This window comes from Parabacteroides sp. AD58 (genome assembly GCF_023744375.2).
GTDB classification, from domain to species: Bacteria; Bacteroidota; Bacteroidia; order Bacteroidales; family Tannerellaceae; genus Parabacteroides; species Parabacteroides absconsus.
The window spans coordinates 2634934-2659991 of the sequence record NZ_CP146284.1 but is presented as its reverse complement, the minus strand read 5'-3'; the positions used below and the strand labels follow the sequence as shown (position 1 = coordinate 2659991).

The window sequence follows — 25058 nt, the reverse complement described above, 5'->3', positions numbered from 1 at the left end:
CGGCTTGAATTTATACAGATAGGGATAAACCGGACATGATAAATCTCTTTCTTTCCCCAACCAAATCCAACCGAATTATGTAACTTTGTGAAATAATTGCGAAACAGAAAAAGGATGGAAGACGACTTTGATATAAGAGACGCCCGGATGCCGGAGAGTGAAAGAGAATACGAAAATGCCCTCCGTCCGCTTTCGTTCCACGACTTCAGTGGGCAGGCGAAGGTGGTGGAGAACCTGAAAGTATTCGTCATGGCTGCCCGGATGCGTAAAGAAGCTCTGGACCATGTGCTGCTACACGGGCCTCCAGGACTGGGAAAGACTACACTTTCGAATATTATCGCCAACGAATTGGGCGTCGGTTTTAAGGTGACATCGGGTCCGGTACTCGACAAACCGGGTGATTTGGCTGGAGTATTGACTTCGTTGGAGAAGAATGATGTACTGTTTATCGACGAGATTCACCGACTGAGTCCGGTGGTGGAAGAATATCTCTATTCGGCGATGGAAGATTATCGGATTGACATCATGATCGACAAAGGCCCAAGTGCCCGCTCGATCCAGATAGATCTGGCTCCGTTTACGCTGGTAGGTGCTACCACCCGCAGCGGGTTGCTGACGAGTCCTTTGCGGGCCCGTTTCGGAATCAACCTGCATCTGGAATATTATGACGTATCGACATTGACACAGATCATCCTGCGAAGTGCCGATATCTTGAATATTTCGTGCGAGCTGAATGCGGCGAAAGAGATCGCTTCCCGCAGCCGTGGAACGCCCCGTATTGCCAATGCGCTGTTACGCCGCGTACGCGACTTCGCCCAGGTAAAGGGAAGCGGAGCGATCGACAAGGCGATTGCATGCTATGCCCTCGAAGCCTTGAACATCGACCGCTACGGACTGGACCAGATTGATAATAAGATTCTGACAACGATTATTGATAAGTTCAAAGGCGGACCGGTGGGATTGACCACGATTGCTACGGCTTTGGGTGAAGATCCCGGTACGTTGGAAGAAGTATATGAGCCCTTCCTCATCAAGGAAGGCTTTCTGAAGCGGACACCTCGCGGACGCGAAGTGACAGAACTCGCTTATACCCACTTAGGACGTATGCACGACGATGGGAACCAGGGATTATTGTTTTAGCTGACAAGTACATAACTTGACGAGAAAGCAAGTCGGCGAAGACTATCCATGTAGTTGGAAGCATGGTTGCTCCGCCAGCTTGCTAACAGACAAACTACTGATAAAAGAGAACAGATTATGGCGGGAGGAATGAAGCGGCTGGCTAAGGAAACAGCCGTTTATGGATTGAGCAGTATTATCGGGCGCTTTCTGAACTGGATGTTAGTGCCGATGTACACACGCGTATTTACCGATACCGGCGATTTTGGTATTGTCACTAACTTATACGGTTGGGTAGCTTTGTTATTGGTGCTCCTAACCTTCGGTATGGAAACCGGGTTCTTTCGGTTTATCAACAAGAAAGAAGAAACAGAACCGATGCGGGTTTATGCCACAACAATGGCATGGGTAGGCGGTTTATCCGGTGCCTTCCTGATATTGGTATTGCTGTTCCTGCGTCCGATAGCCCATGCTTTAAGCTACACAGCTCCGTTGGAATACTTAGGCATGATGTTGGGTATCACGGCCGTCGACGCATTCTGTTGCATTCCTTTTGCCTATCTGCGTTATGCGGGCCAGGCCTATCGGTTTGCCGGTATCAAACTGCTGAGTATCTTCCTCAACATCTTTCTCAACATCTTCTTCCTGGTGATTTGTCCGTGGTTATATACCCGTATGCCAGAAACAATCGGCTGGTTCTATCGCCCCGATTACGGAGTAGGATATGTATTCGTAGCCAACGTGATTACCACAGGTATTACATTCCTTTGCCTCTTGCCGAGTATGATGCCCGGCTTCAAGGCACGTCCGGACGGAACCCTACTGAAAGAGATGCTGCATTATTCATTTCCCATCTTGATTTTGGGTATTGCCGGTATCTTCAATCAGACAGCCGACAAGATTCTCTTCCCGCTCTTGTTTGACGACAAGACGGAAGCCTACCGCCAGTTAGGAATCTACGGCGCCTGCTTTAAGGTAGCCGTGGTAATGGTGATGTTCATTCAAGCCTTCCGTTATGCCTACGAACCCTTCATCTTTGCCAAGAACAAAAGTGAAGGAAATACAAAGGCATACGCTGAAGCCATGAAGTATTTTATCATCTTCTCCCTGTTTATCTTCTTAGGTGTCATGTTTTACATCGACATCATCAAATACTTCGTCGGCAGCCGGTATTACGACGGTCTGCAAGTCGTACCGATTGTCATGCTGGGCGAATTCTTCTTCGGTATATACTTTAACCTCTCTTTCTGGTATAAACTGATTGACCAGACCCAATGGGGCGCTTATTTCTCGATCATCGGCTGTGCTTCGACGGTAGCCATCATCATTCTTTTTGCTCCGACCTACGGATATATGGCCTGTGCCTGGGCATCATTCTGCTGTAATCTGCTGATGATGCTGCTCTCATACTTTATCGGTCAGAAGAAATATCCGATTCAGTACGACCTGAAGTCGGCAGCCATCTACTTTAGTCTGGCAGCCGTCTTATACATAGTCGGTATGTATCTCCCGGTTCCGTCGACAGCCGCGAAGTTGGCCTTCCGGACAATCCTGCTGATCGGCTTTCTCTGGTTTACCGTCCGAAGAGATTTACCGCTGACAGAAATCCCATATATCGGCAAGAAGCTAAAGAAATAAAGGGAAATATCGTAACAGGAAGCCGGTAATAGACGGATAAACTCAAATTATTCATACCTTTGTAATTTCTAATGAAGAAAACAATGGAGAAAGACGCGGTGAATAAATCAATCAAGGCTTTTTTTACTCGTATGCTTGACATCCGGCAGGAACAAGAGAACGAGCAGGAAACCATTGAGTCGATCAAGAAAGGAGTAGAGTTTAAAGGAACCAACTTATGGGTCCTGATCTTTGCTACTTTCATCGCATCGCTCGGCTTGAATACCAATTCGACAGCCGTTATCATCGGTGCGATGCTGATATCTCCGCTGATGGGACCGATTATGGGATTCGGTCTCGGATTAGGCATTGCCGACTTCGACCTGATTAAACGGTCTTTCCGAAACTTTGCTACTGCTACGTTGTTTAGTGTGATTACTTCTTCTATCTATTTTCTGATATCACCTATTAACGAGGCCCAAAGCGAACTGTTAGCCCGCACACAGCCGACATTATACGATGTATTGATTGCATTCTTCGGCGGACTGGCCGGTATTGTTGCCAGCTCTACCAAAAGCAAGGGTAATGTAATACCAGGTGTTGCCATAGCAACCGCCTTGATGCCGCCCTTGTGTACTGCCGGATTCGGCCTGGCTACCGGCAATCTCTACTATTTCTTCGGTGCCTTTTATCTTTATTTCATTAACACCGTATTTATCAGTCTGGCCACATACCTTGTCGTACGTGTTCTTAAATACCCGAAGAAAGTATTCCTCGACAAAGAAAGAGAAAAGAAGGTTACCCGATATGTCGGAATCATCGTTGTCTTTACCATCGTACCCAGCTTGTTCTTGAGCTATCGGCTGGTGAAGACGACTTATTTCAACCAGCAGGCACTGAACTTCATCAATACTGAATTGGCATTCCCCAATACGCAGGTATTGAGTAAAAGCATCACCGATACATCCGATAAGAAAGAAATCAAAGTGGTTCTGATAGGTGATAATGTGGCTGAAACGACAATTGAAGATGCCAGAAACCGATTGCCACGTTACGGACTGAAATACGTCAATCTGGTTGTACAGCAAGGATTCTCAGAACAGGAAACAGATATCAACCAATTGAAAAGCCTGCTTATGCAGGATTTGTATAAGAACAGCGAAGAAGTACTGCGGGCACAAACCTTGCAGATAGACTCGTTGCAACGCGAACTGAAGAGTTACCGGGACGACCGGCTTATGGCCGAGCAGTTGAAGCCCGAAGTTAAAGTTCTGTTCCCGTATATCCGGGAAATTTCCTGCACCCATACAAGTCTTATTCCCATCGACTCAGCAGCCCAGAAGCCGATTATGCTGATTTATGTCAAGAGTGCAGAAAAGGTATCAGCCGATAATAAAAAGAAACTGACCGACTGGCTGTCGGCCCGAACTGGAGTAAATACAATTAAATTACTAATAGAAAACGAATAAAAGAATGAATTTAAAGAAACAGATTTGGAGTGTTTTGCTTCTGTTTGCTGCTTTAGGCCAAGTATATGCCGACGAAGGCATGTGGGTATTGAAGGAGCTGAACAAACAGAACTTGGCTCGCATGAAAGAGCTGGGCTTCACGCCTACGTATGAACAGCTGTACAGTGAGACAGATCCGTGTGTAGCCAATGCCGTTGTCATCTTCGGAGGTGGTTGTACTGGAATCACTGTATCACAAGAAGGTTTAATATTTACGAACCATCACTGCGGATATGGTGCTATTCAACAGTTAAGTAGTGTTGAACATGACTACCTGAAAGATGGTTTCATCTCACAAAGTAAGGAAGAAGAATTGCCTGTTCCAGGACTGACTGTTAAGTATCTTCGCCAAACAATTGATGTATCAGAACGAATCAACAGTGCCATCAGCAAGATTGACGACGAATACAAACGGCTCATGGCTGCCGATTCTATCGGAAACGTATTATGTGATTCTATCGGTGTCGACGAATTCAAGCAGGCAAGCGTTATTCCGTTCTATTCAGACAACAAGTATTATCTGATTGTTTACAACGTATTCCGTGACGTCCGTATGGTATTTGCTCCACCCAGTTCAGTAGGTAAGTTCGGTGGTGATACCGATAACTGGATGTGGCCGCGTCATACTGGCGACTTCTCAATCTTCCGCGTTTATGCCAACGCCAATAATGAACCGGCTGAATACAGCAAAGACAACAAACCGTATTCTCCGAAATATGTAGCCGAAGTATCTTTGCAAGGATATCAGGATAAAGATTTCGCTATGACCATCGGCTTCCCGGGAAGCACCAGCCGTTATCTGTGCTCATGGGGCGTACAACAGCGTATTGAAGACGAGAATGTTCCTCGTATCGAAGTACGTGGCATCAAACAGGAAATCTGGAAAAAGGCCATGTCTGAAAGTGATGCTGTCCGTATCAAATACGCCTCTAAGTATGCAGGAAGCTCCAACTACTGGAAAAATTCCATTGGAATGAATAAAGGGTTGGCCCGTTTAGGTGTAATTGCCCGCAAGCAAGAGCAGGAACAGGCTTTTGCTGCCTGGGTAAATCAGGATCCGCAACGTAAGGCTAAATATGGTGAAGTACTCGACTTATTGAAAGAAGGATATACATCTGCCAATGAATACCAGCGTGCTTTGGTATATCTGTTGGAATCACTCGAAAGAGGAACAGAAATTGTCGGTCTGGCACGTATGGTAAACAGCTTCGACGCTGCCGGCTCAACCGATGAAGAACGTCAGATCTTCCTGGAAGATCGTATCAAGCCTTTCTTCAAAGACTACGAACCAACACTCGACCAGCAAGTACTGGCAGCTATGATGCAGATAGCAAAAGAACGTATTCCTGCACAATACCTGCCGGATGAATTCGCCAAGATCGACAAGAAATATAAAGGCGATTATAAAAAGTATGCTGCCGACTTATTCAAGAAGACCAAGCTTTTGTCATACGATAATATTGTAAAGCTGATCTCAGATCCGAAAAAGAATGCTAAACTGAAAAAAGACCCGGCCTTCTCTTTAAGCCTTTCTTCGTTTGTCGCCTTAATCGAATTAAGACAGAAGATGAACGACTCGTCTGATAAAATCTCAAAAGGCGAACGTCTGTATCTGGCCGGATTAATGGAAATGTATCCCGACAAAACATTCTATTCGGATGCCAATTTCACCATGCGTGCCAGCTATGGTAGCATTGGCGGATATCGTCCGTATGATGCTGCCTGGTACGATTATTACACAACCGAAAAAGGAATCCTCGAAAAGCAAGATCCGACCAACGACGAATTCTGGGTACAAGAAGAAATACTCGACTTAGTTCGCAGCCGTGACTTCGGACAATATGCAAACAAGAACGGTGATCTCCAGCTTTGCTTCCTCACCAACAACGATATCACCGGCGGTAACTCCGGTAGTCCGATATTTGATAAGAATGCCCGTCTTATCGGTCTGGCATTCGACGGTAACTGGGAAGCCATGAGTGGCGACATTGCCTTTGAACCGGAATTACAACGCTGCATCGGTGTTGATATCCGCTATGTTCTGTTTATGATTGATAAATGGGGAAAGTGCCCTCGATTAATTCAGGAGTTAAAGTTGGTAAAATAATTCTTCATTCTTTTATCTGTTATAAAAGATAAAGGAGTATTAAAACCTCATCTAGGCACAGATATACGGGAAAAATGGTATATATGCATCAGAAGTATCCGTTATATCTGTGCTTATTTTATATTCAACGACAACTATTTATTATTAATTCTCAATTTTCTATCAATCGGACCATCATTTCTGTACAAAAAATCACAAAAGCGTTTCCATTATTAAAAATTAATATGTATGTTTGTAACATCATTAAGAAAAAGTAGAAATATGGAAAAGATAAAAGGACTGATCGATGCTCCGTTTACTCCCATGCTGCCCAATGGAGAAGTAAACTATGAACCCATTCAGGCGTATGCAGATTTACTGGTAAGAAATGGGCTGAAAGGTGTTTTTATCAATGGTTCTTCCGGAGAAGGATATCTGCTTAGCGATGAAGAACGCATAAAACTGGCTGAATGTTGGATACAAGCTGTTCCAAAAGACTTCAAAGTTATTGTACACGTAGGCAGTACTTGTGTAAAAGCCAGCCGTAAACTTGCAGCACATGCCGCAGAAATAGGAGCATGGGGCATTGGAGCGATGGCAACTCCTTTTCCTAAAATCGGTCGCATAGAAGAACTGGTTAAATATTGCCAGGAAATTGCTTCAGGCGCACCTGCATTACCTTTCTACTACTATCATATTCCGGCATTCAATGGTGCCTATCTGCCTATGACAAGTTTCTTGGCTGCAGTTGACGGTGTTATTCCTAACTTTGCCGGAATTAAATATACATACGAAAGTTTATACGAATACAATCAATGCCGATTATATAAAAACGGTAAATATGACATGCTTCACGGTCAGGATGAAACATTACTTCCATCGTTAGCAATGGGTGGTGCACAAGGTGGTATTGGTGGAACAACCAATTATAACGGCCGTGAATTGGTAGGAATATTAAACGCCTGGGCTGCCGGTGACTTAGAGACAGCTCGTGAGAAGCAGAACTTTGCCCAAGAAGTGATTAATGTGATCTGCCACTATCGAGGGAATATCGTTGCAGGAAAACGAATTATGAAACTGATCGGTTTAGATTTAGGTCCTAACCGTATTCCTTTCCAGAATATGACTGATCAGGAAGAACTACAGATGAAATCAGAATTAGAAGCCATTCATTTCTTTGACAGATGTAATAAATAAAGAATTAGAAGGCTTGCTATGCCTTTACATCTTAAATACATGAATAAAACTCATTGATTATCTGTCAAGAGCTACAACTGTTAACGCCAGTTTGGAGACATAACAGATAAGTTCCTAACTTGAATCTATATTAACAACCAATAAATGATTGTAAGTGTATGAAAAAACACAAATATTATCCTTGGATCGTAGTTGGGCTGCTTTGGATTGTAGCCTTGTTAAACTACATGGACAGACAGATGCTTTCCACCATGAAGTCTGCCATGATGATTGATATCGAGGAATTGCAGTCGGCTGCCAACTTTGGACGACTGATGGCTATCTTTCTATGGATATACGGATTCATGAGTCCGGTAGCCGGAATGATTGCCGACCGAATCAATCGGAAATGGCTCATTGTGGGAAGCCTCTTTGTCTGGTCCTTCGTAACTCTCATGATGGGATATTGTTCCAACTTCCAGCAACTTTATATATTAAGAGCAGTTATGGGAATCAGTGAAGCTTTATATATTCCGGCAGCCTTATCTCTCATTGCCGATTACCATACCGATAAGTCCAGATCTTTAGCTGTTGGCCTACATATGACCGGTTTATACATCGGGCAGGCTTTAGGTGGTTTTGGCGCTACTGTAGCTTCTTCTTACGGATGGGAAGTAACTTTCCATTGGTTTGGTCTTATCGGCATCGCCTATAGTATTATACTGATTCTGTTCTTAAAGGATATGCATAGCGGACTTATCCGACAGATCACCAACACTACCGAAGAAAAGCTATCAGCCAAAAGCATGTTCGGCGGTATTGGTATGCTCATGGCAAATATTTCCTTTTGGGTTATTCTGTTCTATTTTGCGGCTTCCAGTTTACCAGGTTGGGCCACTAAGAACTGGTTACCCACTTTATTCGCTGAGAACTTGAATTTAGATATGGCAGAAGCCGGTCCGTTATCAACCTTCACCATCGCTTTCTCATCGTTTGTTGGTGTCATTGCCGGCGGTATTCTATCAGATAAATGGGTACAGAAGAACATCAAAGGTCGAGTTTATACCGGAGTCATCGGCTTAGCTATGACTATACCAGCCTTGTTGATGTTAGGTTTCGGACATAATCTGTTCCTGATTTTGAGTGGCGGACTTTGCTTCGGATTAGGATATGGCATGTTTGACGCCAATAATATGCCTATTCTTTGCCAGTTTGTTTCAGCCCGTCAAAGAGCTACAGCTTATGGAATCATGAACATGACAGGCGTTTTTGCCGGCGCCCTGATCACGTCTTTCTTAGGAAAATCAATGGATGGCGGTCATTTAGGCTACGACTTTGCCTTACTGAGCATAGTTATTGCCGCGGCAGTCTTATTACAATTATTCTGCCTGCACCCAAAAGTGAACAACAAGACGGATGAATAAATTTAACGGGGTTGATAAAAGAACAAAAATCCCTGAGCTAATCGACTTTGAATGTCAGTTGATGGCTCAGGGATTTTAGTTAGTTATGCAAACGAACTATCAGATGATATGTTCCAATTCACTCAGATTCTTCTTCACATCTTCATCAGTTACTTCATAATTCAGCAAGTCGCCTGCCAGATACAGATCGTATGCTGCCATATCAATTAAACCATGACCAGACAAGTTGAACAAGATTGTACGAGGTTTTCCTTCCAATTTAGCCTGGTTTGCTTCACGAATTGCGGCAGCAATCGCATGAGCTGATTCTGGAGCCGGAATAATTCCTTCGCTTTGAGCAAACATAACAGCAGCCTTAAATGTATCCAACTGCTGTACATCCACGGCTTCCATCATCTTATCTTTCAATAACTCACTGACAATAGAGCCGGCACCATGATAACGCAAACCGCCGGCATGGATATTGGCCGGAGCAAAGTTATGTCCTAATGTGAACATCGGAATCAACGGTGTATAACCAGCTTCATCACCGAAGTCATATTGGAACTGTCCACGAGTCAGCTTCGGACAAGAAGCTGGTTCAGCAGCAACAATACGAATATTTTTTCCTTCCTTGATCTTATGACGTAAAAATGGGAAAGAAATACCCGAGAAGTTAGAACCACCACCGAAACAAGCAATCACTACATCCGGATATTCACCAGCCATTTCCATCTGCTTCTCTGCTTCCAAACCAATTACTGTCTGGTGAAGCATAACATGATTCATGACACTTCCTAAAGTATATTTACAGTTCGGTGTACTCATGGCCAATTCAACAGCTTCCGAAATAGCAGTACCCAAACTTCCCTGATAATTTGGATGATCGGTTAGAATCTTTCGTCCGGCACGTGTACTCATACTTGGCGAAGCGATTACCTGCGCACCAAATGTCTGCATGATCGAACGACGATATGGTTTCTGATGATAACTAACCTTTACCATATAAACTGCCAGTTCCAAACCAAAGGCTTTGGCTGCATACGAAAGGGCAGCACCCCATTGTCCGGCACCAGTTTCAGTAGTAATATTGGTGACACCTTCCTGCTTGCAATAATAGGCCTGAGCCAAAGCTGAATTCAATTTATGTGAACCGATTGGGCTGACACTTTCATTCTTGAAATAAATATGAGCCGGCGTATCCAAGGCTTTTTCCAATCCGTAAGCACGAACCAGCGGAGTAGGACGCCAAACCTTATATAAATCACGAACCTCTTCAGGGATTTCAATCCAAGCATCTGTTGTATTCATTTCCTGATGAGCAGCACCCTTTGAAAACAACGGATACAAATCTTCTTCTACTAACGGTTTTTTTGTCTGTGGGTTCAACATAGGCATGGGTTTATGCTCCATGTCGGCTACAATGTTATACCAAGCTGTAGGAATATCCTTTTCCTCTAATAAAAACTTCTTTGTGTTCATCTTATTATCATGTTAACAATATAATCTGTTTTTTTCATAGGCAAAGGAACAAATAAAATTCCTTTATTCAAATGGATTTAAAAGAAATATATATATTTGGGGCGTAAACAGAAATAATTCGTAACAAATTGAAGCATGAAACCTAAAATTCTATTACTATTAGCCACCTTATGCTGTAGTTTTCCAATCTGGGGACAAAAGGAAAACTTCTCATACAAGTTTTATGGCTTCGTACGGGCCGACTTGTTTTATAACACACGAGCTACCATGGCGCCTGTCGATGGAAACTTCTATCTGTATCCTTTAGATAAACTTCCGGATACAGAAGGCAAGGACATCAATGCCGGTCCAAACGGTAGTTTCTATACTTTTACGACCCGATTAGGCCTGGATATCAAAGGTCCTCATGTCGGAACAGCAATGACTTCAGCAAAAGTAGAGACAGATTTTGGCGGATTCTCCAAGAATGTGGCCTTGTTGCGTATCCGACAAGCCTACGTTGCCCTCGATTGGGAAAGACATCAGTTACTGATTGGACAAACCTGGCATCCTTTGTTTGGCGCAGTCTTCCCGGATATTCTGAATCTTTCAACCGGAGCTCCGTTCCAGCCCTTTAACCGAAGTCCGCAGTTACGCTATCAGTATCAGACAAAAGAGATAACTTTAACCACATCGGCTATCTGGCAGATGCAATATACTTCCAGCGGACCAGACGGGATGAGCGAAGATTATATGAAGAACAGTTGCGTACCCGAATTCTATGTCGGTGCAGACTGGCAGCATGATAACGAATGGATTGCCGGAGCCGGCGCTCATCTGATTTCTCTTTCACCACGCAAACAATCGGAATGGGAAGGAAATATCTATAAAGTAAATGAACGAATGACAACTACTTCCTATGAAGCACACATTAAATATACCGGAACTAATTTCACAGTGGCAGCAAAGACCTTACTGGCCTCAGCCTTGGATCATACAGCCCTCTTAGGAGGATATGGAATTCATTCCGTTGATCCTCAAAATGGAAAACAGGAATATACCGCTTTCCGGCAATCAACTTCGTGGATTAATTTTACCTACGGGCAGAAATGGAAACCCGCCTTGTTCATCGGTTATACCAAGAATCTGGGAACCGGACAAAGCTTAGCCGATACAGAAACATTATATGGTATGGGATTGGATATTGACCAGCTGCTCATCACCAATCTAAATTTATCCTATAACCTACCACATTGGCAATTCGGTTTCGAAGGATCTGTCGGAACAGCCTGGTATGGCGATGTCAATGCCCGTAACGGACGAGTCGAAAATACGCATCAGGTAACAAATTTCCGTATTTTAGGGCTGATGATGTACTATTTCTAAGCCAACAAAGTCCTATAAATACAAAATAAAAGGCTACTTTTGCATTCAGCTAAACAAAAGTTTGATATGAACAGGAAATGGTGGCTGGCAGGATTTTTGTTCTGCCTGGTGTTTACAGGTGCTGCACAAAAGAAAAACTTCACGTACAAATTTTACGGGCAAGTCAGAGGTGATTTGTTCTATAACTCACGGGCCAATGGAGAAATTGTGGATGGTTTGTTTCATCTTTATCCGAAAGATCATGCCTATGATGCGGATGGAAACGACTTAAATGCTCAGTCTAACAGTAGCTTTTACGTATTATATTCCCGCTTGGGTATTGATATGACCGGACCTTCCATCGGGAAGATTGCCACATCGGCCAAGATTGAAACAGATTTCCGCGGAACGGGTACTTCGTTTGCTATTCTGCGTATCCGTCATGCCTATGTGAATCTGGCCTGGAAGCAGTCGGCTTTATTGCTGGGACAAACCTGGCATCCATTCTTTGGTGATATTTATCCGCAGGTATTGAACCTGAATACGGGTGCGCCGTTTAATGCTTTCAGCCGGGCTCCGCAAATCCGTTACCGCTTTGACAACGGACACTGGCAACTGACCGGTGCGGCCCTCTGGCAATTACAATATCTGTCGAACGGACCGAACGGGAAAAGCGAAGAATATATCAAGAACAGTTGTATCCCGGAATTCTATGCCGGCATCGATTACAAGCATGAGAACTTCCAAGCGGGTATTGGAGCCGAAGTATTATCTCTGAAACCCCGTACACAGAATACGGGAGACGGCAAGGTGTATAAGCTGGACGAACGAATCACATCCATGAGCTTTGAAGCGCATCTCCGGTATAAAACGCCCGACTGGTTAGTGGCTGCCAAAAGTACGTTAGGCGAAAATATGACGCATACCTGCATGCTGGGCGGTTATGGTGTAACGAGTATCGACGCCCGAACCGGCGAACAAACCTATACACCGTTCCGGCATTCGATGACGTGGCTGAATGTGGTTCACGGACAGAAATGGAAACAAGGCCTCTTTGTCGGCTATATGAAGAATCTGGGTACAGGCGAAGACATCATCAATCAGTACGGAACCGGACTGGAAGTCGGACAATTACTGACCGTTGATCTCCAGCTTTCTTATAATTTGCCTCATTGGAAATTCGGACTCGAATACAGTCCTTCGACCGGCTGGTTCGGTACAGCCGACAACCGCGGATGTATCCACGACACACATACTGTAACCAATCACCGTATTTTAGCGGCGATGATTTATATGTTCTAAGCGTATGAAGAAAATCTTGATTATCGGAGCCAACGGCTTTGTAGGGCGGCGTATCCTGACGCACCTGACTGGAAAGGAATATGACCTGACGGCTGTTTCCCTTCATGCCGACATACTGCCTCAACCGGGCTATCGGTTTGTGGAAGCAGATGTCAAACAAACAGATACCATCCGTCAGCTGATCTTATCAGTACAACCGGATGCCGTGATCAACACCTCAGCCTTATCTGTTCCGGATTACTGCGAACAGCATCACGACGAGGCGTATGCCATGAATGTAGAAGCAACTGCCGTTATGGCCCAGGCCTGCCAGGCATGTGGAGCACGCTTCCTGCATTTGTCGACCGACTTCGTCTTTGAAGGGAAAGAAGATTGCCTGCATCGGGAAGAAGACCCGACACAACCGGTTAATTATTATGGTGTCACCAAAAGGGAAGGAGAGAAGCGTATCCAAGAGATTTGTACCGATTATGCCATCCTGCGTGTTGTCGTTGTCTATGGAAAAGCATTACCCGGACAGCATGGAAATATTTGTCAGCTGGTGAAAAACAGGCTTTCTGCCGGACAAATCATCCGGGTGGTAGCCGATCAGTGGCGAACGCCTACTTGGGTAGGTGATATTGCCGAAGCAGCCGAACGGTTAATTCATCATTCAAAGTCAGGTATTTACCATATCTGCGGGGCAGAATACCTCTCGATTGCCGATATGGCTTATCGCGTAGCCGATTATTTTCACCTCGACCGTTCTCTGATTCAGCCCGTAACTACCGAAGAGATGCAGGAAAAAACTCCGCGCCCCCGTTTCAGTGGCCTAAGCATTGAGAAAGCCCGTCTGGAAATAGGTTATAACCCGCATACGTTTGAAGAAGGACTGGCAGAAATGAAAGACTGATCTACAAATAGCGTTGGCAGAAAAGACAGGATTCCTGAGAAAAAACGGACAAATTGATCTTTAATCGTCTTTTCTGCTAACGCATAAAAATGGATTCTTCGAATAAAATCCGTAAGAAAAGAGGGCTTTTTCCGGAAATTACCTGAGTTTATCTACAAAACTCGTTACTTTTACAAACAAATACGCCGGCTTTTGATGAAAAGATAGGCATGAATTTCAAGTTTCTTCGGCAGGAATTGGATGAAAAATGACGAGAAATTCGGGAAAATCCTTCGGTTTTCGTCGGAAAAAGGAAGTAATTTTCTCTTTTCAGGGCTTTTTCTGTGTATTTTCTTCAGAAATCCGAGATCAGCAAAACGGAGGATATCATACTTACAACCAAATATTTAAGAGTAAAAAACGACATTTTAAACCCTTCAAAACGCTCCTATTTTCAAACACATCGTACATAGGTCCGAAATACGCCCGTTTTGAAAGGGTTTCATTGACATTTTGACAATCTGAACAAATTGTCACTATTCGTTCTTCTTGAATGTATATTTCTTGACACCTAACTCTTTATACGATTCAAGCAGGGCTTTGTCGTCATCCGAAATCATCAGGACTTTATCGTCCTCTTTCAATACAGTATTCCCTTTAGGAATAAAATACCGACCTTCCCGTTTTACCATCACAGCCAACGTATGATCCGGAAGTTTTAAATCCATCAGACGATTACCATGAGCCAATACCGCCGGAGTCAGGTCGATTTCACTCATCACACTGCGGATATCTTCAGACAGTTCGATGCCAAACTCTTCCTTGAGTGCAGGCTTATCTATCAGCTTCAGCTTCCGTGCCATATAGGTCACCGTGGTTCCCTGAACCAACAACGAAAGAATGGTAATAAAGAACACGATGTTGAAGAAAACATGAGCATGTTCGATCCCGGCCAGCAATGGATAAGTAGCAAAGATGATCGGAACCGCACCACGCAGACCGACCCACGAGATATAAGCCCGTGCCCGCCAGGAGAAATTGCGAAAAGGAAGCAAAGAAATAAAGACACTAAGCGGACGAGCCACCAGAATCATAAACGCACCAATAAAGAGGCCTATATGTGTTACCGGTATCAGTTCGTGCGGATTCACCAGTAAACCTAACGTGATGAACATCACAATCTGCCAAAGCCAGGTAAATCCGTCGAAGAAAGTACCAATGCTCCGTTTATGGACAATCTTGGAATTACCGAAAATCAAACCGGCTATGTAAACAGCCAGATAACCATTGCCCTTTACCAACGTAACTACTGAAAACGTAAAGAACGAACAGGCCAATATCAGAATCGGATACAAGGAAGCATTATCTATATCTATCTTATTCACTAGCCATACAATAGCTTTTCCAAACAGGAAACCGCCAATCGCACCGATCACCAGCTGAAGAACCAGCATCAAAGCCGCCTGCGGCACACTCATGCCTTCCGATTGGATAACTGCAATCAGAATCAAAGTCAGCATATAAGCCATCGGGTCGTTACTACCACTTTCCAATTCCAAGGTCGGACGAAGATTCTCTTTCAGCAAAACACCTTTACTGCGCAATATGGAGAAAACCGAAGCCGAATCGGTTGACGACATGACCGCCGCCAATAACAACGATTCCGGAAAAGTCAAGGTAACGTATTTCGATGCCAGCATCGAAATGACATAAATAAATCCTCCGGTAATAAATGTAGTCAGTAAAACGCCTACCGTTGCCAAGACAATCCCTTGCGGAGCAATGGGTTTGATTTCAGCAACTTTCGTATCCATACCACCCGAGAACAAGATAATACTCAGAGCCAAAACGCCAATAAACTGCGTCAGTTTCGGATTATCAAACTGAATACCCAATCCGTCGCTACCGAATAACATACCGACACCCAAGAAGAGCAGCAAAGCAGGTAATCCGAAGCGATAACCAGCTTTACCGGCAAATACACTAAATATTAAAATGACCGATACGATCAACAAAATGCCTTCTGCACTTTCCATTATCCCTAAAAATATTAAAATTAGAATTATACATAATTTCAACGTAAAGTAAACGAAAAAAATCAAAGAAGAATCACTAACTTTGCATAAATCTCATTATTAACCTAAATATGAACAAAAAACATTTAATCACTTTTGTGTCTGCCTTGTTCTTATGGACGAGTTGTTCCAACAATTCTTCCTCTCATTTCATTTCAGACACCGCCTACAGAACTCAGGTAGAAACAGACTTCCAGTCCAGACAAACAACCTTGAGCGAGGGCAATTTGTTTACAGTATTCGATCAGTCTATGACGCCGGAAGAAAAGGAAGCTATGAGTTTCCTGTATGCTTACATGCCTGTTGGCGACATTGCTGATTACAGTGGAGAATTTTTCCTGAAGAATGTCCAGACTTCCTTCCAGGCCAAACAGGAAATGCCGTGGGGGAAACAGATTCCGGAAGATATATTCCGCCATTTCGTTCTGCCGATCCGTGTGAACAATGAGAACCTCGACGAAAGCCGTATGGTCTTTTATCAGGAACTGAAAGACCGTGTAAAAGGACTCTCATTGCACGATGCGGTGATCGAAGTCAATCACTGGTGTCATGAGAAAGTAATTTATACGCCATCCGACGCACGCACCAGTTCTCCTTTAGCCTCTGTCAAGACAGCTTACGGACGTTGCGGCGAAGAATCAACATTTACCGTAGCGGCTTTGCGTTCGGTAGGTATTCCGGCACGTCAGGTTTATACGCCCCGTTGGGCACATACCGACGACAATCATGCCTGGGTAGAAGCCTGGGTGGACGGACAATGGTATTTCTTAGGAGCTTGTGAGCCGGAACCTGTCCTGAACCTGGGATGGTTTAATGCTCCGGCAAGCCGTGGTATGCTGATGCATACGAAAGTATTCGGTAAATATCAGGGACCGGAAGAAGTCATGGTACAGACTCCGCTCTATACAGAAATCAACATCATCGGCAACTATGCCGACACAGCCAAGGCAACCATTAAAGTTGTGGATGCCAATCAGCAGCCTGTTCCGGACGCCCGAGTCGAATTCAAAGTATATAACTATGCGGAATTCTATACCGTTGCCAGCAAAACAACCGATGCCAATGGCGAAACCTTCCTGACATCCGGTAAGGGTGACATGCTGGTTTGGGCATCAAAAGACGGACAGTTTGGTTATGATAAAGTATCATTCGGTCAGCAAAACGAACTGACTGTCGTATTGGATAAGAAAGCAGGTGAGGCTTATACCATCGATTTGGATATTGTTCCTCCTCCAGAGAAAGCGAAACTGCCGGAAGTAACTCCAGAGCAAAGAGCTGAAAATACCCGCCGTATGGCTGAAGAAGATTCTATCCGCAATGCTTATGTGGCCACCTTCTTTACAGACCAGAAGGCAAAAGACTTTGCTAAGGAAATCGGTATGGACGCCACTGTTGCTACCAAGCTATTGGTTGGTTCACGCGGAAACTATCAGACTATCTCCAGTTTCCTGAAAGAGGCTTCAGCCAACGAAGAACAGAAAAAGGCAGCTATCGACCTGCTACAACGTATTTCAGCCAAAGACCTGCGTGATGTTTCCCGCGAAGTACTGGATGATCATCTGAAGAACAGTCCAGTTGTCGGAGACATTGATCCGGAAATCTTTGCACAGTACGTACGTAATCCGCGTGTGGCCAACGAAATGATCACGCCGTATAAGGCATTCTTCCAGAAAGCCATTGCGGAAGCAGACATGAAAGTATTCCAGGCAGACCCGATGAAGCTGGTAGATTGGGTGAAAAACAACATTACGATCGACGAAGAATGTAATTTAGGCGGAGCACCTATCTTTCCGGAAGGTGTCTGGAAAGCTCGTATAGCCGACAAACATTCTCGCGATATCTTCTTTGTTTCTTTATCGCGCGCTTTAGGAATTCCGGCACGTATTGACGAGGTAACTCGTAAGGTACAGGTATTTTCCGGTAAGGATATCATCGACATTAACTTCCAGGCTGCTGAACAGACAGCTACGGCTACCGGTACTTTACAGGCAGATTATAAACCTATCAAGGCATTGGAAGACCCGAAATATTATTCTCATTTCACCATTTCCAAACTGACCGACGGACGTTTGCAGTTATTAAACTACGAAGAAGGTGATGTAGATATGGGCAGTGGTGCAACCTGGAGTAATCTGCTAAAGAAAGGAACGCAAATGGATACAGGCAGCTACTTATTGGTTAGTGGTACACGTATGGCCAGCGGAACCGTATTGGCTCAGCTGACTTTCTTCAACATCGAAGAAGGAAAGACAACAAAAGTTCATCTGAATATGCGTGAAAACAAAGATGATATCCAGATAATCGGAAACTTCAACTCAGAGAATAAATACATCTCGGCTGAGACTGGTGAAGAAACCAGCCTGCTGGCTACAACAGGGCGCGGTTATTATGTCGTTGCTATCTTAGGAGCTCGTCAGGAACCGACGAATCATGCGATGCGTGATATCGCTGCAGAGAAAGATCAATTGGAAGCCTGGGGCAGAAAGATGGTGTTGCTCTTCCCGAATGAAGAAGGCTACAAGAAATTCGATGCGGCAGAATTCAATGGTTTACCCAATACTATTGTTTACGGTATTGACAAGAACCATGCTATCCAGAAAGAAATGGTAGCAGCCATGAAGCTGGAACATGCCAATACATTGCCGATTTTCCTTATTGCCGATACATTCAATCGTGTTGTATTTGTCTCTCAAGGTTATACAATTGGTTTAGGTGCTCAGATGATGCAGATCATTCATAAATTAGAACAATAATATTCTTTCTCCTTAGAGAATAGAAGGAAGCTAATCCCGGTCGTATTTAATCTCACGAATACGGCCGGGATTTATTTATTTCCACTATCTTTGTTTTTTATTGGCGGCCCATACAATGATTTACGGGTAAATACGTTATTGTACATATAAACATCTAAGTTTACATCTTATGAAATTAGTATTCGCAACCAACAATAAACACAAACTGGATGAAGTACGCAAGATTACTTCACATCATCCGGTCGAAATAGTCAGTCTGGCAGAAATCAACTGCTTCGATGATATACCAGAAACAGCCGACACATTAGAAGGAAATGCGCTCCAAAAGGCTCATTATATCCAGAAAAAGTTCGGACTAAACTGTTTTGCTGATGATACTGGTCTGGAAGTAGAAGCATTGAATAACGCACCAGGTGTTTATTCTGCCCGTTATGCTGGTCCGGGTCATGATTCGGAAGCCAATATGAAGAAGTTATTGCACGAGATGGAAGGAAAAGAAAACCGGAAAGCCCGTTTCCGGACAGTCATAGCTTTGGTTTGGAATGGAAAAACGTATACATTCGAAGGTATTGTAAACGGAACCATAACAACAGCCAAGCGGGGAGAAAATGGTTTTGGCTATGATCCTATTTTCATACCGGAAGGATATGATCAGACCTTTGCCGAATTAGGAGACAATATCAAAAACCAAATCAGTCATCGGGCAAAGGCCGTAGAAAAGCTGGATGAATTCCTGACTCAATTATCCGATCTTAAATGAACTGTCGCATGAATAAAATAGGTTTTCTGCTTCTGCTATGCTTTAGTTACATCTCGTCTGTTTATGCTCAATATGATAAATGGACGATACATCAGGCGTATAATAACACGGCATTAGTAACCGAGACTCCAAATTATGTGTTTGCTGTAGCCGACAGTTCGCTGTATGCTTATGGAAAAGAAGACCAGAGCCTGACAACCTATTCAAAGAAGAACGGATTAAGCGATAATAAAATAAAGGTAATTCGTTATCATGCCAATAAACACACGTTGGTGATAGGTTATCGCAACGGTAATATCGATCTGTGGAATGAAGACGGCATTTACAATCTTCCTTATCTGAAGAACAGTACATCCATACAAGATAAGACAATTAACGATATCTACTTCTCCGATAATTATGCCTATATATCGGCACAAGTAGGTGTTGTCGTCGTCAATCTCTCGAAAAAGGAAATTACAGATACGTACCGTATCGGAGCAGTCCGCTCGGTATGTATCATCAACAATACGTTGTATGCATTAACAAACACAGGCATCAGACAAGGAAAGTTGAGTGATAACTTGCTGGATGAAGCCAATTGGAATCAACTGGCAATACAAACTGATCAGTTTGAATTAAGCAACATCACTAAAATAGCCGACTTCCAAAATAAGCTATGCATGTGTGTTTCTGCAAAAGGAGTTTATTACCTGAACAATAACAACGTCACCAGATTCCTTCTTGACTACAATTTATCAGGGATGAAAGTAGAAAACGGAAAACTGATGGCATTTTCTCCGTATGGATTCTATGTATCTACTGATTTAGTCAACTTCCAAACCATTACAGGCGGACTTAATTCCTTAAAAGATGTCACTTATTTACAAACTGCCGATACGTATTGGTTAGCTTGTGGAATCAATGGAATCATGGGAGTTAAGAAGAAATCTGGCTCGAATTCATATGATGTTTTAGTTGACGGACTAACCATCAATAGTCCAAAAAGAAATTATGCCTGGGATTTAAAGTATGAAGGAGATAAACTTTGGGTAACTGGAGGCGGAAGATGGTTAAACCGATATTTTCGGACAAATACCATCATGACGTACGCCAACGGCCAATGGATTAATTACGATGAGCAGAAAATTGCCAAGCAATTAAATGCCTATTACATCCAAGATGCCTTAAACCTAGCTGTTGATCCGAATGATCCGACGCATACTTACGTAGCTTATTACGGCGAAGGTATTTTGGAATTGAAGAACGATACGGTACTTAACTGGTACAACTTGACTAATAGTCCTTTGGAAACATCCTTAGGAACAGACAGCCGGTACATCCGTATAGGAAGCACGACTTTGGATAAAGACGGAAATCTATGGATTACCAATTGTAATTCTACCTATTCCATTAAAATATTAACAGCAGATGGTCAATGGATCAATTATTCCAACTCAACGATTGCCGAAGCCCCCATCATTGACAAAATATTAATTACCAAACAAGGATATAAGTTTGCCAACTTCATTCATTCATCCAAACCGGGTTTTTTTGCCTTAAATGACAACGGAACAATTACAGATCAATCGGATGATGTATCTGAATATTATGTAGCTGTCAGTGATAACCAAGGAAATACTTTGGATGCCAGTATGTTTTACTGTATGACAGAAGATAAAGACGGTTATATTTGGGCTGGAACCAATATCGGACCGATTGTTTGTTATAATCCATCAAAGATAGAAGATTTACGGTTTAACCGAATTGTGCTGGCCGATGAATCCGATTACCTGTTAAATGGAGTCCGAGTCAACGCTATAGCTGTTGACGGCAGTAATCAGAAATGGATTGCAACCGATGGTTCCGGAGTTTTCCTGGTTAATGCCGACGGAACGGAAGTGATCGAAAACTTTACAACCGATAATTCTCCGCTTCCTTCCAATTCAATCAACAGCATTGCTATTAATCCGGAAAGTGGAGAAGTTTTCTTTGCAGCTGATGGCTATGGCGTTTTATCCTATCAGGGAGAAGCTACTGAAGGAAAAGAAAACTATTCTGATATACATGCTTACCCAAATCCTGTCAGACCGGACTTTGATGATAAAGTAATCATTACGGGATTGATGAGCAATTCCAATGTCAAGATTACGGATATCGCAGGTAACTTGGTTTACCAGACAAAATCAGTAGGCGGACAAGTTTCCTGGAATTGCCGGAACAGCAAAGGAAGTCGTGTGGCAACCGGCGTTTATTTGGTCTTGGCTGCAACACCTGAAAGTAAGGAAAGTGTTGTGACTAAAATCATGGTCATTAAATAAATGATTCAATCTGAAATGGAAAAACAGAGAATAGAATTTATAGATTTAGCAAAAGGCTTATGTATTTCTTTGGTAGTCTTGTTTCATATACACAGTTTTGAAACGACTACAGAAACGGCTCTTCGCTTTTTCAGAATGCCTTTGTATTATTTCCTATCCGGTATTTTCTTCAGAGAATATACTGGACTTCTATCTTTCTCCGTAAAGAAGATTAATAAGTTGATCATTCCTTATTTATTTTTTTTTCTGGTGGCTTATTTAGCTGGTATTGTCTGTCATTTTCTTCACTTCTATGAAAAAGGTATTATTGAAGAACCTTTCCATTGGAACATGATATTTGATATCTTCACCAAATTAAGTCGAGGAGATAATATTGGTTACAATTCTCCTATCTGGTTTCTGATTTCCTTATTTGAAGTGAATATTCTGTTTTATATCTTGCGGATTGGTATAAAGAATGATCGTATTTTATTACTTAGCGCTTTTCTGATTGGTATCTTATCTATCTTGGCAGGATTGAATAAGCTTCCTTATTTCATTGACAGATCGTTAATCGCATTTCCATTCTTTGCCGTTGGGTATTACTGTAGAAATCTTATTCTAACAACAAAGGAAATCGGGAAAGGGAAATTATATCTGTTTGCAGCATGTTGTTTTGCCTTTATTTATTTTTGTGCTACACTCTCAGAGCCAACCAGAGATACTTTCTTTATTCATTATCTGGCCGGATTATCGGGTATCGGCATGATTTTGTCGGTATCCAAAGCCCTCAATAAACTTCCCCTTATTTCATATATAGGAAGATATTCATTAGTCGTATTAGGTTTTCATACTTTCTTGGTCGGTCCCATGCGATTTATCTTTTCTTTCGCATCGCCAGTAGGTCAGTATATTTTATCTTTTATAGCCATAGCTATTCTGATGAGATTTTTGATAATTCCTATTTCCATCAAGTTCTTTCCATACTTTACGGCTCAGAAGGATCTGATTAAACTACCAAACAAAGAATAATAAAACAAGTATTGCTTACCGAGCAAAAGTCGTTCAGTAAGCAATACCTTTCATTTATCTTTCTTCTCATCACAAGCCTAACTGGGCGGAAATATCGAGCATACGCTGAATCGGACGAATGGCTTTTTGCTGAATGGCTTCATCCACAAAGATTTCGGGAAGTTCGTATTTCAACGTATTATAGAGTTTCTCCATCGTATTCAATCGCATGAAGTTACATTCGTTGCAGGCACATGTACTGTCGTTGGGCGGCGCTGGAATAAATTCTTTATCCGGACAAGCCTTGCGCATTTCGTGTAATACGCCGCTTTCGGTGGCTACGATGAATTGTTTGCCGGAAGACTTGATGACATGTTTCAGCAGTCCGGCTGTCGAACCTACATAATCAGAGATTTCAACGATGTATTTCCGGCATTCCGGGTGACAAATAACTTCGGCTCCGGGATGTTGTTTCTTCAGTTCCAGGATTTTTTCCAACGAGAATTGTTCATGTACATGGCAGGCTCCGTTCCAAAGCAGCATGTTCCGACCTGTAATGCTGTTGATATAACTTCCCAGGTTACGATCCGGACCAAAGATTATCTTCTCATCGACTGGCAGACTCTCAACAATCTGACGGGCATTGGTAGAAGTAACCACAATATCGGTCAAGGCTTTTACGGCCGCACTTGTATTGACATACGAAATAACGGTATGACCTGGATGTTCTTTTACAAAGGTTTCAAATTCGGAAGCCGGGCAACTGTCGGCCAACGAACAGCCGGCATTCAAATCGGGTACCAGTACTTTCTTGTTCGGACAAAGGATCTTGGCTGTCTCGCCCATGAAATGAACTCCACAAAGCACCAATATGTCGGCCGTTGTCTTGGCAGCCCATTGCGCCAAGGCTAAACTGTCGCCTACAAAATCAGCAATATCCTGAATCTCTGCTGTCTGATAATAATGAGCTAAGATAACGGCGTTCTTCTCTTTTCTCAGTTTATTGATCTCTTCTTTCAAATCAATCCCTGCCGGAACAGGTATATTCATATATCCGATAGACTGTGTTTGCATATCTCTCTTATTATTGGTTATATCCTTTTCTATTCCATGCAAAAATAAAAGGAATCGACTCATTTATACCATGGTTTCCCGACGAATTAAGTTAATCCAACAATAATTTAATTCGTTTTTATTTTATTTGCAGATTTGGTCCTACAGTATTTGCTAAAAAACCGATGAAGCAAAATCTGAAAAGTCGGATATTATTCTTGTCATTCAAACGAACAATTCTTTAGTTCACGGCGTGAACTACTTAAACCACGGCGTGAACTATAGAATTTCATTAGACTTCCGAAAGAATTATAAGGCAGATTTGTTTCTTTATCGCCTGCAAAAATGAGATATAATTCAACTCTTAAAATGAAAAGAGGAATCAAATAAATTTGTACTTTTGAAAACAACTTTAAAATCAAATCATATGAAAACACGTTCAAATTGGTTGATCTTACTGATCATTACTTTTTTATCCTGTAATCTGTATGCGGGAGACAAAACCAGCTTTTTGAAGAAACAGTTTACAACTTCCAATGGCTACAAACTCAATTATCGTATTCTTTATCCGCTGAACTATTCGCCTGACAAGCAATATCCGGTGATCCTCTTCCTGCATGGTGCCGGAGAGAAAGGCAGTGACAACGAAGCCCAGTTGCTGCATGGCGGAGATATGTTTGCTTCGTATGAGAATCAATCCAACTATCCTGCCATCATCATTGCTCCGCAATGCCCGGAAGGAGAAACATGGTCGCCTTATCTGCATCCGAGTCAGAATAACGGAAAAAGAGAATTTCCGTATTCAGCTCCGGCAACCAAAGCCATGAAGGCTGTAAAGGAAATGCTGGACAGTTATATTGATAAAGGAATTGTTGATACCAAACGCATCTATATTACCGGATTGTCGATGGGAGGAATCGGTACGTTCGATGTAGTTTGCCGTTATCCCAACTTCTTTGCTGCTGCTTCTCCAATCTGTGGAGGCGTAAACCTGAAACGTCTGGAAAACTTCAAGGGGAAAACAGGTTTCAGCATTTATCATGGTGCTGCCGATGATGTAGTAGATCCGCAGTTTTCAAGAGATGCTTATGCGACGCTCCAAAAGATTCATGCAGACGTTCGCTATAAAGAATATCCGGGTGTCAAGCACAACAGCTGGGACAATGCGTTTGCTGAGCCGGATTATCTGAAATGGATGTTCCAACATAGTCTATAAAAG

At 42.9% G+C, this 25058-nt stretch carries 17 protein-coding genes; 14 read left to right on the top strand and 3 right to left on the bottom strand.

Features of this window, described 5'->3' with window-relative positions; translation table 11 throughout:
• Positions 1 to 114 precede the first annotated feature (114 nt).
• From ruvB to NEE14_RS11405, 6 genes are all read left to right on the top strand, one after another.
• Positions 115 to 1140: a Holliday junction branch migration DNA helicase RuvB gene (gene ruvB / locus NEE14_RS11430; RefSeq protein ID WP_251966594.1), complete on the top strand. Its 1026-nt coding sequence runs from the start codon at positions 115 to 117 to the stop codon at positions 1138 to 1140.
• A gap of 117 nt (positions 1141 to 1257) precedes the next feature.
• Positions 1258 to 2757, top strand: coding sequence for a lipopolysaccharide biosynthesis protein (locus NEE14_RS11425; RefSeq protein WP_251966593.1), 1500 nt, complete (start codon positions 1258 to 1260; stop codon positions 2755 to 2757).
• An 83-nt stretch (positions 2758 to 2840) separates the two neighbouring features.
• Complete coding sequence (locus tag NEE14_RS11420) at positions 2841 to 4205, top strand: TIGR00341 family protein (RefSeq protein WP_251966592.1); 1365 nt, start codon at positions 2841 to 2843, stop codon at positions 4203 to 4205.
• A gap of 4 nt (positions 4206 to 4209) precedes the next feature.
• The gene (locus NEE14_RS11415; RefSeq protein WP_251966591.1) at positions 4210 to 6351 is read left to right on the top strand and encodes a S46 family peptidase; all 2142 of its coding nucleotides are present in this window, start codon (positions 4210 to 4212) and stop codon (positions 6349 to 6351) included.
• Between the two features lie 261 nt (positions 6352 to 6612).
• Positions 6613 to 7527, top strand: a complete 915-nt coding sequence (locus NEE14_RS11410; protein ID WP_251966590.1) for a dihydrodipicolinate synthase family protein — start codon at positions 6613 to 6615, stop codon at positions 7525 to 7527.
• 158 nt (positions 7528 to 7685) lie between these two features.
• Positions 7686 to 8930, top strand: coding sequence for an MFS transporter (locus tag NEE14_RS11405; RefSeq protein ID WP_251966589.1), 1245 nt, complete (start codon positions 7686 to 7688; stop codon positions 8928 to 8930).
• A 99-nt stretch (positions 8931 to 9029) separates the two neighbouring features.
• On the opposite strand, the gene NEE14_RS11400 is transcribed toward NEE14_RS11405, so the two are convergent.
• Positions 9030 to 10391: a TrpB-like pyridoxal phosphate-dependent enzyme gene (locus tag NEE14_RS11400; RefSeq protein ID WP_251966588.1), complete on the bottom strand. Its 1362-nt coding sequence runs from the start codon at positions 10389 to 10391 to the stop codon at positions 9030 to 9032.
• A 135-nt stretch (positions 10392 to 10526) separates the two neighbouring features.
• Between NEE14_RS11400 and NEE14_RS11395 the strand changes: the two genes are divergently transcribed.
• The 3 genes from NEE14_RS11395 to NEE14_RS11385 all read left to right on the top strand — a co-directional run bounded on the left by NEE14_RS11395 (position 10527) and on the right by NEE14_RS11385 (position 13929).
• Entirely contained in the window at positions 10527 to 11756 is a 1230-nt protein-coding gene (locus tag NEE14_RS11395; RefSeq protein ID WP_251966587.1) for a hypothetical protein, read from the top strand.
• 66 nt (positions 11757 to 11822) lie between these two features.
• Complete coding sequence (locus tag NEE14_RS11390; RefSeq protein WP_251966586.1) at positions 11823 to 13037, top strand: DcaP family trimeric outer membrane transporter; 1215 nt, start codon at positions 11823 to 11825, stop codon at positions 13035 to 13037.
• Positions 13038 to 13041: 4 nt separating this feature from the next.
• A complete protein-coding gene (locus NEE14_RS11385) occupies positions 13042 to 13929 on the top strand; it encodes an SDR family oxidoreductase (RefSeq protein WP_251966585.1) in 888 nt (295 codons plus the stop codon).
• 515 nt (positions 13930 to 14444) lie between these two features.
• Here NEE14_RS11385 and NEE14_RS11380 read toward each other — a convergent pair.
• A complete protein-coding gene (locus tag NEE14_RS11380) occupies positions 14445 to 15944 on the bottom strand; it encodes a potassium/proton antiporter (protein WP_251966584.1) in 1500 nt (499 codons plus the stop codon).
• Between the two features lie 110 nt (positions 15945 to 16054).
• On the opposite strand from NEE14_RS11380, the gene NEE14_RS11375 reads away from it, so the two are divergent.
• From NEE14_RS11375 to NEE14_RS11360, 4 genes are all read left to right on the top strand, one after another.
• Positions 16055 to 18736 carry a transglutaminase domain-containing protein gene (locus NEE14_RS11375; RefSeq protein WP_251966583.1) on the top strand — a complete coding sequence of 894 codons (2682 nt, stop codon included), beginning with the start codon at positions 16055 to 16057 and terminating at the stop codon, positions 18734 to 18736.
• Between the two features lie 169 nt (positions 18737 to 18905).
• The gene (locus tag NEE14_RS11370; RefSeq protein WP_251966582.1) at positions 18906 to 19496 is read left to right on the top strand and encodes a non-canonical purine NTP diphosphatase; all 591 of its coding nucleotides are present in this window, start codon (positions 18906 to 18908) and stop codon (positions 19494 to 19496) included.
• A gap of 8 nt (positions 19497 to 19504) precedes the next feature.
• Positions 19505 to 21796, top strand: coding sequence for a two-component regulator propeller domain-containing protein (locus tag NEE14_RS11365; RefSeq protein ID WP_251966581.1), 2292 nt, complete (start codon positions 19505 to 19507; stop codon positions 21794 to 21796).
• A 15-nt stretch (positions 21797 to 21811) separates the two neighbouring features.
• Positions 21812 to 22807: an acyltransferase family protein gene (locus NEE14_RS11360; RefSeq protein WP_251966580.1), complete on the top strand. Its 996-nt coding sequence runs from the start codon at positions 21812 to 21814 to the stop codon at positions 22805 to 22807.
• A gap of 69 nt (positions 22808 to 22876) precedes the next feature.
• Here NEE14_RS11360 and nadA read toward each other — a convergent pair whose 3' ends face one another.
• Complete coding sequence (nadA, locus tag NEE14_RS11355) at positions 22877 to 23860, bottom strand: quinolinate synthase NadA (protein WP_251966579.1); 984 nt, start codon at positions 23858 to 23860, stop codon at positions 22877 to 22879.
• Positions 23861 to 24266: 406 nt separating this feature from the next.
• Here nadA and NEE14_RS11350 point away from each other — a divergent pair, with 406 nt between their 5' ends.
• Positions 24267 to 25055, top strand: a complete 789-nt coding sequence (locus NEE14_RS11350; RefSeq protein ID WP_251966578.1) for an alpha/beta hydrolase-fold protein — start codon at positions 24267 to 24269, stop codon at positions 25053 to 25055.
• Positions 25056 to 25058 lie beyond the last annotated feature (3 nt).

What these genes read in the sequence shown, in the direction of transcription:
- ruvB (WP_251966594.1), top strand. Translation starts at nt 115, where the DNA reads ATGGAAGACGACTTTGATATAAGAGACGCCCGGATGCCGGAGAGTGAA.
- NEE14_RS11425 (WP_251966593.1), top strand. Translation starts at nt 1,258, where the DNA reads ATGGCGGGAGGAATGAAGCGGCTGGCTAAGGAAACAGCCGTTTATGGA.
- NEE14_RS11420 (WP_251966592.1), top strand. Translation starts at nt 2,841, where the DNA reads ATGGAGAAAGACGCGGTGAATAAATCAATCAAGGCTTTTTTTACTCGT.
- NEE14_RS11415 (WP_251966591.1), top strand. Translation starts at nt 4,210, where the DNA reads ATGAATTTAAAGAAACAGATTTGGAGTGTTTTGCTTCTGTTTGCTGCT.
- NEE14_RS11410 (WP_251966590.1), top strand. Translation starts at nt 6,613, where the DNA reads ATGGAAAAGATAAAAGGACTGATCGATGCTCCGTTTACTCCCATGCTG.
- NEE14_RS11405 (WP_251966589.1), top strand. Translation starts at nt 7,686, where the DNA reads ATGAAAAAACACAAATATTATCCTTGGATCGTAGTTGGGCTGCTTTGG.
- NEE14_RS11400 (WP_251966588.1), bottom strand. Translation starts at nt 10,391, where the DNA reads ATGAACACAAAGAAGTTTTTATTAGAGGAAAAGGATATTCCTACAGCT.
- NEE14_RS11395 (WP_251966587.1), top strand. Translation starts at nt 10,527, where the DNA reads ATGAAACCTAAAATTCTATTACTATTAGCCACCTTATGCTGTAGTTTT.
- NEE14_RS11390 (WP_251966586.1), top strand. Translation starts at nt 11,823, where the DNA reads ATGAACAGGAAATGGTGGCTGGCAGGATTTTTGTTCTGCCTGGTGTTT.
- NEE14_RS11385 (WP_251966585.1), top strand. Translation starts at nt 13,042, where the DNA reads ATGAAGAAAATCTTGATTATCGGAGCCAACGGCTTTGTAGGGCGGCGT.
- NEE14_RS11380 (WP_251966584.1), bottom strand. Translation starts at nt 15,944, where the DNA reads ATGGAAAGTGCAGAAGGCATTTTGTTGATCGTATCGGTCATTTTAATA.
- NEE14_RS11375 (WP_251966583.1), top strand. Translation starts at nt 16,055, where the DNA reads ATGAACAAAAAACATTTAATCACTTTTGTGTCTGCCTTGTTCTTATGG.
- NEE14_RS11370 (WP_251966582.1), top strand. Translation starts at nt 18,906, where the DNA reads ATGAAATTAGTATTCGCAACCAACAATAAACACAAACTGGATGAAGTA.
- NEE14_RS11365 (WP_251966581.1), top strand. Translation starts at nt 19,505, where the DNA reads ATGAATAAAATAGGTTTTCTGCTTCTGCTATGCTTTAGTTACATCTCG.
- NEE14_RS11360 (WP_251966580.1), top strand. Translation starts at nt 21,812, where the DNA reads ATGGAAAAACAGAGAATAGAATTTATAGATTTAGCAAAAGGCTTATGT.
- nadA (WP_251966579.1), bottom strand. Translation starts at nt 23,860, where the DNA reads ATGCAAACACAGTCTATCGGATATATGAATATACCTGTTCCGGCAGGG.
- NEE14_RS11350 (WP_251966578.1), top strand. Translation starts at nt 24,267, where the DNA reads ATGAAAACACGTTCAAATTGGTTGATCTTACTGATCATTACTTTTTTA.